Source organism: Marinifilum fragile JCM 15579, from assembly GCF_001310955.1.
Classification (GTDB): domain Bacteria; phylum Bacteroidota; class Bacteroidia; order Bacteroidales; family Marinifilaceae; genus Marinifilum; species Marinifilum fragile.
The window spans coordinates 38535-56009 of the sequence record NZ_BAZX01000029.1 but is presented as its reverse complement, the minus strand read 5'-3'; the positions used below and the strand labels follow the sequence as shown (position 1 = coordinate 56009).

At 34.8% G+C, this 17475-nt stretch carries 17 protein-coding genes and 1 pseudogene; 12 read left to right on the top strand and 6 right to left on the bottom strand.

Annotated features, from left to right (window positions below):
• Positions 1–166 precede the first annotated feature (166 nt).
• From JCM15579_RS16605 to JCM15579_RS22350, 12 genes and pseudogenes are all read left to right on the top strand, one after another.
• On the top strand, positions 167–697 hold the full coding sequence (locus JCM15579_RS16605) for a hypothetical protein (protein WP_054721822.1): 531 nt from the start codon (positions 167–169) through the stop codon (positions 695–697).
• Between the two features lie 160 nt (positions 698–857).
• Positions 858–1412 (top strand): REP-associated tyrosine transposase, encoded by a 555-nt coding sequence (locus JCM15579_RS16600; protein WP_054721828.1) that lies wholly within the window; start codon positions 858–860, stop codon positions 1410–1412.
• 112 nt (positions 1413–1524) lie between these two features.
• Entirely contained in the window at positions 1525–1896 is a 372-nt protein-coding gene (locus JCM15579_RS16595) for a hypothetical protein (protein ID WP_157471529.1), read from the top strand.
• A gap of 470 nt (positions 1897–2366) precedes the next feature.
• Positions 2367–2960 (top strand): hypothetical protein, encoded by a 594-nt coding sequence (locus tag JCM15579_RS16585; protein WP_172677459.1) that lies wholly within the window; start codon positions 2367–2369, stop codon positions 2958–2960.
• 296 nt (positions 2961–3256) lie between these two features.
• A complete protein-coding gene (locus JCM15579_RS16580; protein WP_054721815.1) occupies positions 3257–3784 on the top strand; it encodes a hypothetical protein in 528 nt (175 codons plus the stop codon).
• A gap of 228 nt (positions 3785–4012) precedes the next feature.
• The gene (locus JCM15579_RS16575; protein ID WP_157471527.1) at positions 4013–4480 is read left to right on the top strand and encodes a hypothetical protein; all 468 of its coding nucleotides are present in this window, start codon (positions 4013–4015) and stop codon (positions 4478–4480) included.
• A 171-nt stretch (positions 4481–4651) separates the two neighbouring features.
• Complete coding sequence (locus JCM15579_RS16570) at positions 4652–7030, top strand: DUF2339 domain-containing protein (protein ID WP_054721811.1); 2379 nt, start codon at positions 4652–4654, stop codon at positions 7028–7030.
• A gap of 52 nt (positions 7031–7082) precedes the next feature.
• Positions 7083–8249, top strand: coding sequence for a DUF3999 family protein (locus JCM15579_RS16565; RefSeq protein ID WP_218186209.1), 1167 nt, complete (start codon positions 7083–7085; stop codon positions 8247–8249).
• Between the two features lie 35 nt (positions 8250–8284).
• Positions 8285–8824, top strand: a complete 540-nt coding sequence (locus JCM15579_RS16560; RefSeq protein WP_054721807.1) for a GNAT family N-acetyltransferase — start codon at positions 8285–8287, stop codon at positions 8822–8824.
• A gap of 192 nt (positions 8825–9016) precedes the next feature.
• Entirely contained in the window at positions 9017–9310 is a 294-nt protein-coding gene (locus JCM15579_RS16555) for a rod shape-determining protein (protein ID WP_054721805.1), read from the top strand.
• Positions 9311–9417: 107 nt separating this feature from the next.
• On the top strand, positions 9418–10050 hold the full coding sequence (locus tag JCM15579_RS16550) for a hypothetical protein (protein ID WP_054721803.1): 633 nt from the start codon (positions 9418–9420) through the stop codon (positions 10048–10050).
• Between the two features lie 180 nt (positions 10051–10230).
• A pseudogene (locus JCM15579_RS22350) lies at positions 10231–10607 on the top strand (DUF2200 domain-containing protein).
• 75 nt (positions 10608–10682) lie between these two features.
• On the opposite strand, the gene JCM15579_RS16540 reads toward JCM15579_RS22350, so the two are convergent.
• The 6 genes from JCM15579_RS16540 to JCM15579_RS16515 all read right to left on the bottom strand — a co-directional run bounded on the left by JCM15579_RS16540 (position 10683) and on the right by JCM15579_RS16515 (position 17292).
• Positions 10683–12833 carry a M20/M25/M40 family metallo-hydrolase gene (locus JCM15579_RS16540; protein ID WP_054721801.1) on the bottom strand — a complete coding sequence of 717 codons (2151 nt, stop codon included), beginning with the start codon at positions 12831–12833 and terminating at the stop codon, positions 10683–10685.
• 62 nt (positions 12834–12895) lie between these two features.
• Positions 12896–13471, bottom strand: a complete 576-nt coding sequence (locus JCM15579_RS16535; protein WP_054721799.1) for a glutamine amidotransferase-related protein — start codon at positions 13469–13471, stop codon at positions 12896–12898.
• A 232-nt stretch (positions 13472–13703) separates the two neighbouring features.
• Positions 13704–14024, bottom strand: a complete 321-nt coding sequence (locus JCM15579_RS16530) for a hypothetical protein (RefSeq protein WP_054721793.1) — start codon at positions 14022–14024, stop codon at positions 13704–13706.
• A gap of 40 nt (positions 14025–14064) precedes the next feature.
• A complete protein-coding gene (locus JCM15579_RS16525; protein WP_054721791.1) occupies positions 14065–15042 on the bottom strand; it encodes a deoxyhypusine synthase family protein in 978 nt (325 codons plus the stop codon).
• Positions 15032–15886: an agmatinase gene (gene speB, locus JCM15579_RS16520; RefSeq protein WP_054721789.1), complete on the bottom strand. Its 855-nt coding sequence runs from the start codon at positions 15884–15886 to the stop codon at positions 15032–15034. The genes JCM15579_RS16525 and speB overlap by 11 nt, the downstream gene beginning before the upstream one ends.
• Entirely contained in the window at positions 15883–17292 is a 1410-nt protein-coding gene (locus JCM15579_RS16515; protein WP_054721787.1) for a type III PLP-dependent enzyme domain-containing protein, read from the bottom strand. Before JCM15579_RS16515 ends, speB begins: the two co-directional genes overlap by 4 nt.
• Between the last annotated feature and the right edge of the window lie 183 nt (positions 17293–17475).

Below are 17475 nucleotides of genomic sequence, written 5' to 3'. Positions count from 1 at the left end.
CACACGCGGTAAAAAACATTGCGCTGAAAGTGCAAAATTGCAACGACACAACATTTAACAAACGGCTTCGCGGCTTGATACTGAAACACATTTAAGTGCGCAACGATTTCTTACCGCCATCCGTTGGCTGCAACTTAAAAAGCATTAATTAACGCCTGTAATAATTATGGGAAACTCATTTAAGACCAAAATAATTTACATATCATTTGTTGTTGTTGCGTGGTTTACTTACGGAACTTTAATGATAATCAAAGGTTCAAAAGAAGCTAAAGACTTAAAGACTATTTCAGGGCGTCTCATTGATTTCGAAATATCTGAAATAAAGGTACACTCAAATTTAAACACATACAAAAGACCAATATTGCAATTTTTCATTGAAAACTCGAATGACAAATTAGGACTGTACCTTAGTTCAAGGCAAGATTATGACTCTATTATTGAAAAAATTAAGAATAAGGATAAGCAAATTGAAATAACGTATCTTGATTCTTGGGGAAAGGTAGAAGATGGTATTAATCTACACATTTACAATATACAATACGGTCAGGAAACTATAATAAATCTAGAAAAGAGAACATCAACAGATAAAAAGGTTGGAATGATATTCTACATAATTGGATTGATTTTTGGTTCGACAATATTGATTGCAATAAGACAAGAAAAGAGAAAAAAATCTGCAGCCAAAAGCAGGTCATAGCACATGCCGCAGTTAGGCCCCACGCTGCCGCACGAATCCTTTCGTGTGGTAATAACAAAAGTAAAACAGAAAATACAGCTTGAAAGAAATGTCAGGCTTTTTTGTATTCATGATTTTATCTTACATTAATACTCTAATTGTTACCAAACCAATTCATGTCATGAGTAGAAATTATAAGTTCAAAAATCCCGAAGGACTTTATTTTGTTAGCTTTGCAGTAGTTGAATGGATTGATGTGTTTACTAGGCTAGAGTACAAAGAAATTTTACTGGATAGTCTGCGTTATTGTCAGCAAAATAAAGGAATGGAAATTTTTGCATGGTGTATAATGACAAACCATGTTCATTTAATATTCAGAAGTGTCAATGAACAAAAACCAGAACTTTTACTAGGAGATTTTAAGCGATTTACCAGTAATGCTCTGGTTAAAGCAATAAAGGAAAATCCTAAAGAAAGTAGAAAAGAGTGGCTGCTTGAGAGATTTAAATTAGCAGCATCACAGTCCTGCAATGTTAAGCATTATCAATTCTGGAGGCATGATAACAAACCTATTGAATTGTGGAGCAACAAAGTGATTGATGAAAAAATAAATTACATCCATAACAATCCTGTTGACGAAGCACTGGTAAGCTATCCGGAAGAATACATCTATAGCAGTGCTAAAGATTATAGAGGCGAAAAAGGAATATTGGAAAATGTAATTGTTATGATGTAAAGCCACACGAAAGGATTCGTGCGGCAGCGTAGTGGAGAAAAACTGAACGAAAGAACTATAAATAACAAACCTACAAAGAGGCGACAACTTAACTTCAAACAACACAAAATCAATGAAAACAGTTTTAATCATATCAATACTAATAATATTTCTCTTTTATCTCCCATTTCCACTATATGTAACACTTAAAATCAAAGGAACTAATATTTCAATGTTCAAATTAATTTCATTACGGTTTCAAAAGGTACCACTTGGAATAATAAATAGAATATTTGAACAGTTAATTTCTTTGAAAATAAATATCGATTTTCTGGAAGTGGTCAGAATGTACAAGGATGGTTATGATTTGGATAACATTTCCCGTGGCATGAAATTGGCCTTAGAAAATGGGCTTTTTATTGACCTCAAAAGTGCATGTAAATTTGACAAAGAAAACATAGATATTTCTCGAACAGTATTAAATACCTTATCTCATGTGGGTTAAAAAAGAAGACAGTATAATGCAGGAGGAGTCACATAAGAAAAACACTCTAAAAGACAGACTAATTGAATCATTGCAATTTGGCATGGTTATCTCTTTAGTTTCCTTTGTCATTGGAGCGATATCCAGTCCAGATCGAATATATAATGTAATAAATAATTCAATTAATATTGGCCTCTTAACAAGTTTGGCAAATATATTACTATCCAACTCTAAGAAGAGAAAATCAAACTCTTTGTTATGTGACAGTTGTTACCATTCAAAGAACTTTGACAAAGAACTCAATTGCAAATGCGGAGGACAATTCTTCCCTATCAACAATTATTATTGGGTTGAAGAAAATAAGAATCTAACATTTACTGATTGCACTTGGGTTTATAAATATAAAGTACTAAAAGATGATATCTAAAGAGTTTACTACTAATAGGTCATAATCTTAAGGGAAAAATCCTTACCCCATAGCAACAAAAACCATGAAGCAAATCATACTTATACTCCTATTCTTGAGCCTTTTGTTAAGCATTAAATCATTTGGGCAAAATACAAAGTTTGCATCGGTCAACGAAATGCAACAAAGTTTGATTAATGATTTAAGCTCTACATTTCAAGATACAAGCATTTCATTTGTTATCTCCCCTTTGATCACACAAACAGTCTGTTTTTCGGATCTGGACATTCCTTACCTTGTCAAGAAATATGATTTTTGTGAAGAACAGTTCATAAAAAAACCGATTGACACGCTACTGATAAATAGCAATAAATACTTCAAACTTGTTGAACAGGATTCATTGCTTAAATACAACAATCTAGAGTTTAATGTCGATACCTGCCTTAAAAAGGGAATTGATCCATTCCAATCTCCAATATTGTATTACGTAGAAAAAAATTACAACAAAAGTGGTATCTGTTATTTTTACAAGCCAGTATTCTCACAAAATGGATCGCATGCAATTGTTGAATATTGGACTCATTGTGGATTTTTATGTGGTTGGGGTGAATTGGTATTAATGAGAAAAATAAATCAAAAATGGATAATTATTGAGACCATAGTGGTTAGTGAAAGTTAACTTTCCCAGCTGAAGAGATTTTATCCTGTTCCATTGGAAAAATTTAACCATACAAAAGGAATCGTACGAAAGCGAGTCCCTCACATCACCCAAGCTTAAATAATAATATGATACTTTTGTAATGGAATTATTGTTTTGTACATTCACAAACTATAATTGCACAATATATTCCCATATGCTATGTATTGTGCAATAAGCGATACAAGAGAAATAAATGCAATATTGCGTTTATACTTACGTTTAGAGGTAATCATACGCAAAACGTGAAACACATACAGAAAAAACTTTATAAAAACATGAAAATACTTTTAACCATGAAACATTGGCAAATTTTTGCCTTGATGATTGTCTTGCCCTTAATTTTAACCCTTACAATATTTAAGCTATTTGACCTAGGAGAATATGAATTAGATATACTTAGAGGTATGTCACTCCTAATTTATTATGTCGTCTATATGTGCTGGAATTACAGTGTTATAAACCACTTTAATAAGCCAAAAAAAATACTTAGCGAATCACATTTAAAATGGGTAAATAGATTGATTGTTGTTGTCATACTTTATGTAATTGTCTTTTTACAATTACAAACTTACTTTAGTGAATTAACTGTTCTATCGGCAATATTGATGCCTGCATTTTTATTCACTTTTATTTATCTAATCTATGGAGTTGCAAAAACCTTAAAGACAATTCAATTCCAAGAAAATGTAAGAACGTCAGACATTATTGTTGAAATGCTTTTAATTTTCTATTTACCATTTGGAATTTGGTGGATTCAAAAAAGAATTAATCAATATTATATTAGAAAGTGCACATACCTCTAACAAAAGTTAAAATTTAATGGAAGTGAAGCACAACTTGATAATAAAACACAACTTTAAACAGTATCCGCTTTGATTAAGTGGAGGTTTTAATCCCCATAATTATCGGGAGCCCTCAAATTTTAGCAACACCGTTGTAGCTCATTTGGGTACAGTCAAGACACATAGTTGACACTTATTTAAATAAACTAGAAACATTTGAAATTCAACAAAAAAATTTACAATTATTACATGAAAAAATTATTATTAATTCTTCTGCCATTTATTGTATTTTCAGCTTCGGCTCAAATTTCATTCAATACTGGAAATGTTCAATTTGATACAGATTTAAACACCATTAATGCGAATGCATCAGTTGATTTTGGAGCCTTTAAAGGAAAATTGCTTGTCTCCTATGATATTTCAGAAAAGAAAATTGAATTTATGAAAGGGAGCGTGAATATGGCTCCAGGTGAGATTTATTTGGCCTTAGAGATATCTAAATTATCCAAAACGCCAATTGATAGAGTGATTACCATTTATGAAAGAAATAAGAGTAAAGGTTGGGGATATATAGCTAAGGAAGCTGGGATAAAACCAGGATCTCCTGAATTTCATCAGTTGAAAAATAATGCGAGCTCTAAAAAGAATAAGGCTAAGCATAAAGGCAATGGCAAGGGAAAAAGCAAAGGCAAAGGAAAGGGTAACGGAAAAAAGTAAAATAAACGAACTACAACTGTAAGTCATACAGCATAGGGATTTAAGCCTCAGATGGTATGCGATTTTATCTTGTTCCATTAGTAAAAATGGGATACATTGTGCAATAAGCGATAGAAGAGAAATATATGCTACATTGCGTTTATACATGCGTTTCCACATTGAAAAAACAATATGACTGACAATCAAGACAAAATAAATCAGCTCCTTGACAAGCTGGACTCTATTTTGAAAAGACAAGATGACTTTTCCAGAGAAATCAATCATCTGAGAAATGAGATTGACAAGCTTAAAACCACCGATAAAGGGCAGACTGTTGAAAAAGAAAAAATGGAACAGGACGTACCTGTAACCGACACAAACCTTGAATTCAAAAAGGAAAAGGTAACGCCTAAGTTTGATTATCGTCAACAGGAACAGCAAAAGCAAGAGCCAACAAAACAGACTGCTCCACCTGTTATCAAAACACCGAAAGTGAAATCTGATCTTGAAAAATTCATCGGTGAAAATTTAATCAACAAAATCGGAATTGCGATTACTGTTATTGGCGTTGCAATCGGTACAAAATATTCTATCGAGCACGATTTAATCAGTCCACTTACAAGAATAATCTTAGGCTATTTGTCAGGATTAGGGCTTTTAGGATTCGGAATAAAATTGAAGAAAAAATATGAGAATTATAGTGCTGTTCTTGTCAGTGGAGCAATGGCTATCTTGTATTTCATCACCTATTCCGCCTACAGTTTTTATGACTTGATTCCGCAAGGCATAGCTTTTGCACTGATGGTTGTATTTACGGCTTTCACAGTAATAGCAGCTATAAATTACAACAGACAGGTAATTGCTCATATTGGATTGGTAGGCGCTTATGCGGTTCCGTTCTTGCTGAGTGAAGGTTCAGGAAAGGTAGCTATCTTGTTTGCCTACATGGCTATTATTAATATAGGGATTCTTGTCATTGCCTTCAAAAAATACTGGAAACCACTCTACTATTCCTCATTCGGGCTAACATGGTTGATGTATTTAATATGGCATGTATCTAAATATCGAACCGATGAATACTTTGGTTTGGCTCTGGCATTCCTTTCTATATTTTTTGTCACCTTTTACCTGATGTTTCTTGCCTACAAATTGCTCCAAAAGGAAAAGTTTAAAACTGACGATATTATCTTGTTGCTTACCAACTCATTTATCTTTTACGGAATTGGTTATGTAATTCTTGACAAGCACAATATCGGAGAGCAATTATTAGGTGTATTTACACTTTGCAATGCCATTGTGCACTTTATTGTAAGCGCAACAATTTATCGTCAAAAACTTGCTGATCGAAACCTATTCTACCTGGTTTCAGGTCTGGTGTTGGTTTTTATCACCATTGCCATCCCTGTTCAACTAGATGGAAACTGGGTCACATTGTTATGGGCAGGCGAAGCAGCTTTGTTGTTTTGGATTGGCAGGATGAAAAATATTCCGGTCTACGAAAAGTTGTCGTATCCGCTTATGTTTTTGGCATTTTTCAGCATTGTCCACGACTGGATGACAGTATACAATAGCTATTATCCTGAAATGCCTGAAACAAGAATAACTCCCTTGCTCAATATCAATTTCTTAAGCTCAATATTGTTTATTACTGCTTTCGGTTTCATCAACAAACTGAATCGCAACAAGAACCATACTTCTGCATTGATATCACATAAAGGACTTTCAAAAATCATTTCCTTTTCAATACCAACAATACTGCTTTTCACCATTTACTATGCTTTCCGAATAGAAATTGCAAACTACTGGCATCAGCTTTATAAAGACTCCGCACTTACAATTAACGAGGACGGTCAGCAGTACGCAAATTACTATTGGAATTACGATTTGATCAAGTTCAAAACAATCTGGATAATCAATTACACCCTCCTGTTCGTTTCATTACTTGCTTTCGTGAATTTCAAGAAACTAAGAAATCAGCAATTGGGGCTTATTAATCTCGGCTTGATTACATTAACGCTTGTTGTATTCTTAATTCAGGGGCTGTATGTCTTAAGCGAATTACGGGAAAGCTATTTGGAACAAACTTTATCGCAATATTATCAAAGGGGCATTTTCAATATTGGAATGAGATACGTTTCATTCGCATTTGTCTCTGTGACATTTTTTGCCTGCTATAAATATCTTCGACAAGAGTTTATCCAAAGAGATCTCAGGATGGCCTTTGATTTCTTGCTGCACACATCTATTTTGTGGATTGCCAGTAGCGAGTTAATCAATTGGATGGACATCGCCGAATCAGCACAATCGTACAAACTCGGATTGAGCATTCTTTGGGGAGTTTATTCACTATTCCTAATTGCTTTGGGAATCTGGAAAAAGAAAAAGCATTTGAGAATCGGAGCCATTGCACTGTTCGGTGTAACACTTGTCAAGCTGTTTTTCTATGATATTTCACATCTCGACACTATCGCAAAAACCGTTGTATTCGTGTCTTTAGGTGTTCTGCTACTGATAATTTCATTTTTATACAACAAATACAAACACATTATTTCGGATGAAATACCCAATTAGAATATCATGTTTTTTGTTCCTCATTGCGACATGTTCATTTTCTTATGGGCAGATGGCTGAGTACAATTACAAGCGAGAATTAAAAGAAGTTTCAGAGCCATGGAGTAAGATCATTCTACCCAATGAAATTTTCGGAAAAACTTCACAAGACCTCTCAGACCTAAGGATTTTAGGACTGACAGCTAGTAATGATACTATTGAAGCTCCTTTTCTCTTGCGAGAAATCACCGAAAAAATATCCCGTAAAGAGGTAGCATTTAAAACACTCAATGCTTCTCATAACGAAAAGGGCTACTATTTCACTTTTGAGATTCCAACCATAGAATCCATCAATCAGATCAAGCTGAACTTCGCTCAAGAAAACTTTGACTGGCGAATTGACTTGGAAGGAAGTCAAGACCAACAGGAGTGGTTCAAACTGATTGAAAATTACAGAATTTTATCCATCAAAAATGACCATACTGATTTTCAATTCACGAAAGTCACCTTACCGAGTTCAAAGTATCGTTTTTTCCGACTGCTCATTCACAGTAAAGAGAAACCTGAACTGAGTGCTGCGAGAATTGAACAACACGAAATTACGGATGGCAAATTCAGAAAATACAACATCAAGAAAATCAATACTCAAGAGAACAAACAAAGCAAACAGACTGAAGTTGATATTGAGCTGCAATTGCCTGTTCGTGTAAGTCACATCAACATAGGCATTGCAGATGCTTATGACTATTACAGACCTGTGACAATAAAATGTTTGACAGACAGCTTTAGAACAGAGCAAGGATGGAAATACAATTACAGCACATTGACTTCCGGAATATTAAATTCCTTAGAGAAAAACGAGTTTAACTTCAACAGCAAAACGGTTCAAAAACTAAAAATTTTTATTGACAATCGCGACAATCAAGCTTTAATGATCGATACAATCGAAGTGAAAGGATACATTCATGAATTGGTTGCTCGTTTTACAATCCCGGCGAGCTATTTCCTGACCTACGGAAATAAAAGTGCGGCAAGTCCGAATTACGATATTAAGCGATTTACCAACAATATTCCTGAGACACTAATAACATTAGAATTGGGTGAGGAAATGACAATAGAGAAAAAGGAAATGCAAGGGGCAGAGCCTCTTTTCAAAAATAAGATATGGCTGTGGGTGATCATGATCGTAATAATCACATTACTCGGGTGGTTTTCAGTAAATATGATCAAAAAGAATTAACAAGTTGCAGCAACACCAAGCAAAAATAAAACAAGATGATAATAATAAAAGTTGATACAGAAATTGAATTAAAACAAATAGAGCAGTCAGATTCGAAAGCTATTTTTGAAATGATTGACAGTCAAAGGGAATACTTAGGAAAATGGCTTCCATTCGTGGAGTTTACCAAAGAGGTATCAGATACCGATAAATTTATACATTCTATTGTCAATGCACCAGAAGACAGGTTTGAATATGTATTCGTTATTCGGATACAGAACGAATTCATTGGTCTTATTGGATTTAAAGACACTGATAAACTAAATCAAAAGACAGAAATTGGTTATTGGCTTTCCGAAAAACATCAAAAACAAGGAATTATAACAAAATCAGTAGAAAAGCTTTGTGATTTTGCTTTCAACAAACAAGGGATCAATAGAATCCAAATAAAATGTGCTGTAGGGAATAAACCAAGTATAAAAATTCCTCAAAGATTAGGATTCAAATTTGAAGGAATAGAAAGAGATGGAGAACTGCTAACGGGAAATGTATTTACCGATTTAGAAATTTACAGCAAATTAAAATCTGACAAATAACATTAGTAAAATTTAAACACGCGGGAAGATTCGTGCGGTAGAGGAAAGTAACAAAAACAATGAACTTTTAAAGTATAGAGAAAAAAACATTCAGAATTAAGTTATAAATGACGGGACTATTTAAGAAAATACCAATCATCGTTAGATTACACTAATGAAATTGAAGTAATACGATTGGACAAAAATTTAAAATTGAGAAGAATTGCTAAGTATAAATTTTCAACTGAGAGACTTATTATAGCAGACTTCAATAATGCTGAAAAACTATTGTCCTCTATGGTAAAGGAGATACTAGGAAACAAACGTCTATTTAGTCCAACTCTGATTATGATTATACAACAAATGGTTGAATTCCCAGACGGCATTTCCGAGATTGAAAAACGTGCCTATCGAGATTTGGCTGAACACGCAGGTGCCATAGAAGCAATTGTAATGGACGATATGAATGAGATCACAAGTAGTAAAATAACTTCAATTCTAAATTGAAAAAACTACTGCCAATAAGCTGACAAATATTGCATAGCAGACAACAGCGCACTTTAGATGGGCAGATTTGCAGCCAACCTTTGTGTGACATTTGAAAAACTCAAAAAATGAAATTGAAACAAATAACATTAATTTTATTTCTATCATTAACTTTTTCCTGTGCTGAAAAAGTATCTCAACAGGAAAAGGCAATCTATGAAAAGGAAGAAATAAAAGCTCTAAATGACGTTTTTATTCATTTATTCGGAGAATTCTTAATAGATGGATACAGTCCTGGTCCTCCTCCTGCTCCATTACAAAAAAATGCCACCAGAAATGATTCTATTCGCTTTGAGAATGAGTTAAAGTTTCATAGCCAGAAATTAGAAGAAAAGAAAAGAGGTATCATTGATACTTCATATTATAAGCCAATGAAACTATACGTGCATGACACTTTAATTAAATTCAATAGAGATATTTATTTTTCAAAATCTGAATTATTAAAGCATGTACTTAGCTCTCCTCGAAAGTTTGATATTCATCAGCTTAAATATGTTAATGCATTTAAATTGAAAAAACTTTCAAGATATAGAGGAAGTAGAACTGGAATGCACTTTATTTTTTCAAGAATTATATTTAACCAAGAATTTAATTTGGGATATTTTACCTACGATTCATATCAGTATGGAGAATTAGTAACAATCGAAAAAGTAAATAACAAGTGGGTCATAAAAAATAGAGAGCAAATGTGGGTTGAATAATGAATTACCCCCTATCCAGTGAGCTATTCATTCGCATTTCATTGGAAAAATGTAAGCACAGGAGGATTCTCGTGCGGTAGCGTGTCTCTCCCCTCACTCAGCTTAAATAAATAGGATGCCTTTGTAATGGTTTGATTGTTTTGTACATTCACCAACAGCTATTGATACAAATCCCTTAACATGAAAGTCACCGCAAAAAAGAATGAACAAGTTGCCAAAATGATCTTTGCATCCATTTATCCACTTTACCTGAACAGGTTGGAGAAGAATGGTAGAACTAAAGAAGAACTCAACCAGGTAATAGAATGGTTTACCGGTTTGATGAAAAGAAATTGCAAGAACTTATTGATGAGAAGGTAACATTTGAAAGTTTTTTTCAAAGAGCTAAAATACATCCCAACGCACACTTGATTAAAGGAGTTATTTGTGGCTATCGAATTGAAGAAATAGAAGATGAATTTGAAGTGTATAGACAATGTAGACGTTTGGAAAAGCTGATTGATGAATTGGCCAAAGGTCGTAAAATGGAGAAAATTTTACGAGAAGAGAAAAAATAATAAGTAAATCCAAGGCAACACCTTGGATTTACTGTTTCTAACTATATACTTGCTGTAGAGATTACATCAAGTTTTTTATTTCTCCCCTAAAATGAGAGATAACAACAGTGCTCGATCCACCAGGCTGTGTCTTAAAATAAACTCCGACTTTTGCTTGTCGAATCCACCAATTGGGCCCAGTCCATCAATTTTTGCAATATTTTTATCAATGGAGCAGATATCAGAAGAACTCCATCGGTGTTCCTCCTGTATTCTGGTGTCAATGCTTCTTCCTACAGACTTAATTCGCTTAAAGAGTGCCGAACTTGCATTGTTGCACTCCATTGGCGGACGACTTACTCCCCCTTCAAATTGCACCTGACAATCCTTTTTGCGCACTTTAGGAAGCGTTATCATTTTTTTGATTTTGCTTTCCAACTGCTTGAACTCTTCTTCAGAATTAAATCGGATACTAATTTTTGAAGTACCATAAGCATGAACCTTGAAAATATTCGATTTAAATTCCGATTCGTATGGAGCAATCACATTTTCTGGGTTGTTTTTACTCAAATCGATAATAGAAGCCAATGTCTTAAAATACAGCTGAGAGATATTGGTAACATTTTCTGCCTGAGTATTGTCCATTAATTTGAGATTGTAAGAAAACAAAGCCGATCCTGATCGTGAAGTCACTACCGTGTCTTCCAATCCTCCACCATGCAAGGATAAAACAGTTTTCGCCTTCATTGCTTTTTCCCGAATTAGCTTTCGTGAGAATTTTCCGCTAATGGCATTATCTGTAATCAGTACAATACCAATTTTCGTTTTTCTGATCTGCTTGGTAAATCGCAAAGACTGTAATGCAGAAATACAAGCCATTACTCCAGCTTTACTCTCCCAAACTCCTGTTCCGTACAAGCGATGTTCTGTTTCTGAAAAATTCTCATGCTGATCCAGCTTCTGAAAGTCATCAATCGGCATTAAAATCAAGTAATCCACATCTTCCCAAAATGAATTGGAAAAGTACATCATATTCCCCACTTCGTACTGCGGAAAAACCTCATGCGCAAAACCCAACTGACTCAACTCATTTCGAATGAGAGAAGCACATTCGTTCACTCCCTCGATGTTTCTTACATGGGTATCGATATTTACCATCTTTTTCAATAAGGCTTCCGAATTTTGCTGTCGACTTCTTAAAAAGGAACGAACTCGGGAATTAAAGGATAAACTTTTGTTTTTCTCCTCTGGCAATTCTGTCATTAAGCTATTGGAAAAATATCGCACTGATGCCACGTCCAGCATCTTGTTCACCAATTTTGAGAAATCGTAGCCTGCTACTTTCGCTGCTGTTGGATAAGAACCTGTTGCACCCAAGCTTGCCATGGAGTTGATTTCCAAAAGATAGATCTTTCCATTCTCATCCAATCGGATGTCTACACGGGCAAAATCTCTTAGTTCAAGTGCCTTAAAAGCTTCAATACTATATTTGATCATCTCATCAGACAATTCCGAGGAAATGTTTGCCGGGCATATCTTTTGCTTGGGCTTCTCTTTCTTATCGGTTACGGTTTGTATCCCGTCAGGATTACCTTCCAAATCGATCTCCAAAACAGGAAAAGCTTCGATAGGCGTATTGCCCAATAGACCAACACAAAACTCACGTCCCCTAATGAACTGCTCCACCAAGGCTTGCTGCTGAAATTCGGTCACTACGAAATTGATACTCTCTCTCAGATCTTCTTCGTTATAAACCACCTTTAATCCGAAAGAAACACTTTCCATTTTCGGCTTTACGATCACCGGAAATTTCACTCCCGATAAGTCATCATTGGGCGAATTAAACACCCAAAAATCAGGAGTAGGCAAGCCTTTGCTCTGCCAAATAATTTTGGTCATGACCTTATCCAAAGCCAATGCATGACCTGAAGGATTTGAACCAACGTAAGGAATCCCCAACATCTCCAACATAGAAGGAATATGCGTATAACGGCTCTCTCCCTGAATTCCATAGGCCATATTAAATACCATTCCCATTTGTTCTCCTTCGATGGTACGTGGCATAAAATTCTGCAATCGCTCAATGATGTACATATTGCCATCCAAAATGGATACATTATGACCTGCCTTTTCAAGACAATTTGCAACACGTTTTACTTGTTCTTCCTTGTAGAATTCCCTGTTTTGCATCCCCAAAGTGTTGATCACCCCGGTAATGTCTTTGTTATAAATTATTGCAACTTTCACTACGTTTATTTTTTAATTACCCTATGCGTAATAAAATGACATTAGGACAAACCTCTTGGTACTTATAAAATATTACACATTTTCAGAAAATTCTTAATCATTACGATTCCGTGATTTCCTGAAACTTCCGGGTGAGATTGGAACCCATAAATTGCTTTCTCCTTATGTCTGATTATTTCATAAGGACAAGTATCTGAATAACCTAAGCATTCAAAGCTTTCGGGCAATTCCGAGATGTAAAAAGAGTGTTTTTTTACCAATTCCAGTTTATTTGATTGTAAACCCTTAAAAATAGGATCATCAAACTTTTGAATGGTAACAATTTCTTTCTTGGAATGATATTCAGGTAATTTCTTGATTCTTCCCCTGTAGGATACCGCTATGATTTCATGCCCCAAACAGAAACCCAAAACAGGGACATCAAAATTCATCAATGCTATAAAGTTTGAAGTCAGGTTTAATGGTTCATATGGATTTCCCCTACCTCCTGAAAGAATAATGCCTTTAATCTCTGATTTTGCCGATAAAGTAATAGGTTGATTGTGGTCGAAAAACACATAGTCGAAATCCTGTTCTGCCAAAAACTGGCGTTTAAACTTTTTTATAAATGCACTTTGATTATCTATCACTAAAAGCATAACAAATCAATTTAAATGATAGCATAATTTACAAAAAAGTAATGTAACTGACAGGATTATACTGATTACGTATCAATCTGTGATTCTGTATCGGCAATGACTCCCGAAATTCGGGACAGGCTATTGTAACAATCAAAAAGATTTGATCAATCATTTTGATATACAATTGTTATAACAGGCAATATCAAATTTAGATACCTAAAAATGACATTGCCTGATTCACTATTTGGTCTTAATCGTCGTCTTCGTCTTCAAATAAATAATCTACATCGGAATACTTATCCTCATATTTTTCTCTTTTGCTTGTAAGCAAAACACCATCTTCGTCAAAATCCGAATCGTTATCAACCAGTTCTTGAGCTTTTCTTACAGACATTCTTACCATATAGATCTTCTCATCGGTTTCAAAAGGCAAAGCGCTTACCAATTCTCCCTTGGCATTTGTAAATTCAATTAAGTAATCAATATATCCGGCAGGATAAACCAATTTTATCTGCTCCTGAATTTCTTTGCTTAACTTCTCGTAGTTCTGAATTACTCGTGGCTTGTTCATTTTGGGCTATTTTTAAAATGATTTAGGCATAAAATTATTTTTACCATCCTAGCAGGTATGCAAATATTAATGGCGCTACAATGGTAGCATCCGATTCTACAATAAATTTAGGAGTATCAATTCCCAGTTTCCCCCAGGTGATCTTTTCGTTTGGTACAGCTCCTGAGTATGATCCATAACTTGTAGTTGAATCAGAAATTTGACAGAAGTAACTCCAGAATGGTGTATCAGTTCTTTCCATATCCTGATACAACATAGGCACTACACAAATCGGGAAATCTCCTGCAATTCCTCCACCAATTTGGAAGAAACCTATTCCTTTATCTTCTGCATTATCAGTATACCAATCAGCTAACCAAGCCATGTATTCAATACCCGATTTCATGGTTGAAGCCTTCAACTCACCTTTAATCACGTAAGAGGCGAAAATATTTCCCATAGTTGAATCTTCCCATCCAGGAACAACGATTGGTAAATTCTTCTTAGCTGCCTCTAGCATCCAGCTGTTCTTAGGATCGATTTCGTAGTATTGCTCCAATACTCCTGAAAGAAGCAATTTGTACATGAATTCGTGCGGAAAGTATCTTTCTCCATTCTCTTCAGCATCCTTCCAGATTTTATAGATGTGTCCTTGCAGTCTTCTAAATGCTTCTTCTTCAGGAATACAGGTATCCGTTACACGGTTTAAACCTTTTTCCAATAAATCCCATTCTTGCTGAGGAGTAAGATCACGGTAATGTGGCACTCTTTCGTAATGTGAATGAGCCACCAAATTCATGATATCCTCTTCCAGGTTTGCACCTGTACAAGTAATAATTTGAACTTTATCCTGACGAATTATTTCTGCAAGTGATCTGCCCAATTCAGCAGTACTCATTGCTCCTGCCAATGTAATCATCATCTTTTTACCTTCATCCAAATGTTTTTCGTATGCTTGTGCTGCATCAACCACCGTTGCAGAGTTAAAATGACGGTAATGCTCTAACATAAATTTTGAAATCGGTCCTCTATTTTTCATTTCTCTCGAATTTGTAGCTTAATAACTTGTAATACAATTTGGCAGTTAAAAAATCAGGAGCTTTCTGTCCTTCCTGTGGTGCCAATTCCACAATGTCGAATCCAACAACATTCTTCTGTTTAAATACTTTTCTTAAATAGCTGATTACAGTATACCAATCCAATCCTCCAGGTTCTGGTGTGCCCGTTGATGGCATGATAGATGGATCAAACACATCCAAATCAATGGTTAAATATACATTCTCAGTCATTTTAGATATGGAATCATCCATCCAGCTTGTCTGCTGATAAATGTCCTGTGCAAAATAGCATTGCTTTCTGTTTAAATGTTCCAATTCGCAAGAATCCATACTTCTAATTCCTACCTGAACCAGATTAGCTATTTTACTGGCCTCATGCACTGCACAAGCATGATTAAATGGAGTTCCATCGTACTCTTTTCTTAAGTCGGCATGTGCATCCAACTGTAAAACCGTTAGATTATCGAATTTTTCATGAAATGCACGAATTACACCAATACTTACAGAATGTTCACCTCCAAAATAGGTGGTAAATTTTCCTGTTTCCAGATTCTCTTTAGCAGATTGGTAAACCGCTTTCACCATTGCCTCTGGCGATTCATCCTCAACAATATCAGGTAAAATATGAACTCCTGTTTTGTATACTTCAGAATTGGTTTCAATATCATACAATTCCATATTCTCCAATGCTTCCAAAAAGGCAGGAAATGCCTTATCGGCTCCTTTACCCCAGGTACTGGTCCCATCGTATGGTATAGATTGCAACAGAGTCGCAGCATTCTCGAATGCGCAATACTCATCTTCTATTCCGGCAAAATTTCTCATTCCTGATTGTATCCTAAGAGTTTAAACATTTCATCAGCCGATTGCTCGTTTCGATACACATAGTCGAAGAAGTTGCCTTTTTCGTCTCGATCAATAATCACGTGCTTTGGTGATGGAATCAAACAATGCTTTATACCTCCATATCCGCTAATGGCATCCTGATATGCTCCAGTATGGAAAAAACCAATATAGAGAGGCTCTTTTTCATCTTCTGAATAATCTGGCAATAGTACTTCTTGGTTTAAATCTTCGGAATTATAATAGTCTGAATGATCACAACTGATTCCTCCAATGTTTACACGTTTGTACTCATTATTCCATTTGTTTATCGGAAGCAAAATGAATTTTTCATGAATCGACCAGGCATCTGGAATGGTATTCATCAAACTATTGTCGATAATGTACCACGATTCCGTGTCGTTTTGTTGTTTTTGCTCTAATACCTTAAAAACAATGGCACCACTCTCTCCTACCGTATACTTCCCAAACTCCGTGTAAATATTAGGTTCTGGTACATTTTCTTTAACGCATGCATCTTTAATATTGCTTACAATCTCGTTAATTATGTACTCATAATCGTATTCAAATCCCAAATGGTTTCGAATCGGAAATCCTCCTCCAAGATTGAAAGAATCCAAATGCTCGCTTTCTTTCTTAAGGTCGATGTAAACCTTAAGTGCTTTCTGAAACTCACCCCAGTAATACAAGCTATCCTTTATACCCGAATCCACAAAAAAGTGTAGCATTTTTAATTCGAACTTTGGATTGTTCTTGATTCTCGTTTCGAAGAAATCTTTTATTTCAATGTCTCGAATACCCAATCGAGAAGTGTAATAAGACGACTGTGGCTCTTCATTAATTGCCATACGGATTCCAATTTTTATGGTCTCATCGGTAGCAATTTTTTCCAAGCGATTTAACTCATTCGCACTATCGAATATTACAATAGTGTTTTTAAATCCAAACTTTTGAAGGTTAACAATCTTCTTAAGGTATTCATCAGTTTTGTAACCATTGTGCACAATCACTCTATCCAAATCAATCTTTTTCTCTTTGTAAAGGTTTAAAATCAGATCGATATCGAATGATGAAGATGTTTCCAGGTTGACATTGTGTTTTAGCGCTTCGCCAATAACATGGGCAAAGTGATTACACTTGGTACAATAGCAATAGTGATAATTACCGCTATAGTTGTTTTTCTTGATAGCACGATTAAACAAGTTACGTGCTTTCTTAATTTGATCGCCAATTTTTGGCAAATAGAAAAAACGGAAAGGTGTTCCGTGTTTTTCAATTAGATATTTCAAGGAAATTCCCTGAAAAGTGAGAAGATTATCTCGCAAATCAAAGCCTTCCTGAGGAAAGTAATAGCTTTGATCTATCAAATCAAAATAAGTATTTTTCATCTATGTAATCATAAAATATAAGTGTTGTTTTTTAATTATGAACCTTGCAAATAAACTATTTTTTTCGATTTAAAAAACATGGAAAATAAAAAAAAGTGAAGCTACTTATGATTTTTATTTTAAGCTTCACAAAAATCATCTTTCAATAGATATAGTCTAAGGTACAAAAGAATTTCAAAATAG

Excerpts from the sequence above, each read along its gene's own strand:
- JCM15579_RS16605 (WP_054721822.1), top strand. The coding sequence starts at position 167 with ATGGGAAACTCATTTAAGACCAAAATAATTTACATATCATTTGTTGTT.
- JCM15579_RS16600 (WP_054721828.1), top strand. The coding sequence starts at position 858 with ATGAGTAGAAATTATAAGTTCAAAAATCCCGAAGGACTTTATTTTGTT.
- JCM15579_RS16595 (WP_157471529.1), top strand. The coding sequence starts at position 1,525 with ATGAAAACAGTTTTAATCATATCAATACTAATAATATTTCTCTTTTAT.
- JCM15579_RS16585 (WP_172677459.1), top strand. The coding sequence starts at position 2,367 with ATGAAGCAAATCATACTTATACTCCTATTCTTGAGCCTTTTGTTAAGC.
- JCM15579_RS16580 (WP_054721815.1), top strand. The coding sequence starts at position 3,257 with ATGAAAATACTTTTAACCATGAAACATTGGCAAATTTTTGCCTTGATG.
- JCM15579_RS16575 (WP_157471527.1), top strand. The coding sequence starts at position 4,013 with ATGAAAAAATTATTATTAATTCTTCTGCCATTTATTGTATTTTCAGCT.
- JCM15579_RS16570 (WP_054721811.1), top strand. The coding sequence starts at position 4,652 with ATGACTGACAATCAAGACAAAATAAATCAGCTCCTTGACAAGCTGGAC.
- JCM15579_RS16565 (WP_218186209.1), top strand. The coding sequence starts at position 7,083 with ATGGCTGAGTACAATTACAAGCGAGAATTAAAAGAAGTTTCAGAGCCA.
- JCM15579_RS16560 (WP_054721807.1), top strand. The coding sequence starts at position 8,285 with ATGATAATAATAAAAGTTGATACAGAAATTGAATTAAAACAAATAGAG.
- JCM15579_RS16550 (WP_054721803.1), top strand. The coding sequence starts at position 9,418 with ATGAAATTGAAACAAATAACATTAATTTTATTTCTATCATTAACTTTT.
- JCM15579_RS16535 (WP_054721799.1), bottom strand. The coding sequence starts at position 13,471 with ATGCTTTTAGTGATAGATAATCAAAGTGCATTTATAAAAAAGTTTAAA.
- JCM15579_RS16530 (WP_054721793.1), bottom strand. The coding sequence starts at position 14,024 with ATGAACAAGCCACGAGTAATTCAGAACTACGAGAAGTTAAGCAAAGAA.
- JCM15579_RS16525 (WP_054721791.1), bottom strand. The coding sequence starts at position 15,042 with ATGAAAAATAGAGGACCGATTTCAAAATTTATGTTAGAGCATTACCGT.
- speB (WP_054721789.1), bottom strand. The coding sequence starts at position 15,886 with ATGAGAAATTTTGCCGGAATAGAAGATGAGTATTGCGCATTCGAGAAT.
- JCM15579_RS16515 (WP_054721787.1), bottom strand. The coding sequence starts at position 17,292 with ATGAAAAATACTTATTTTGATTTGATAGATCAAAGCTATTACTTTCCT.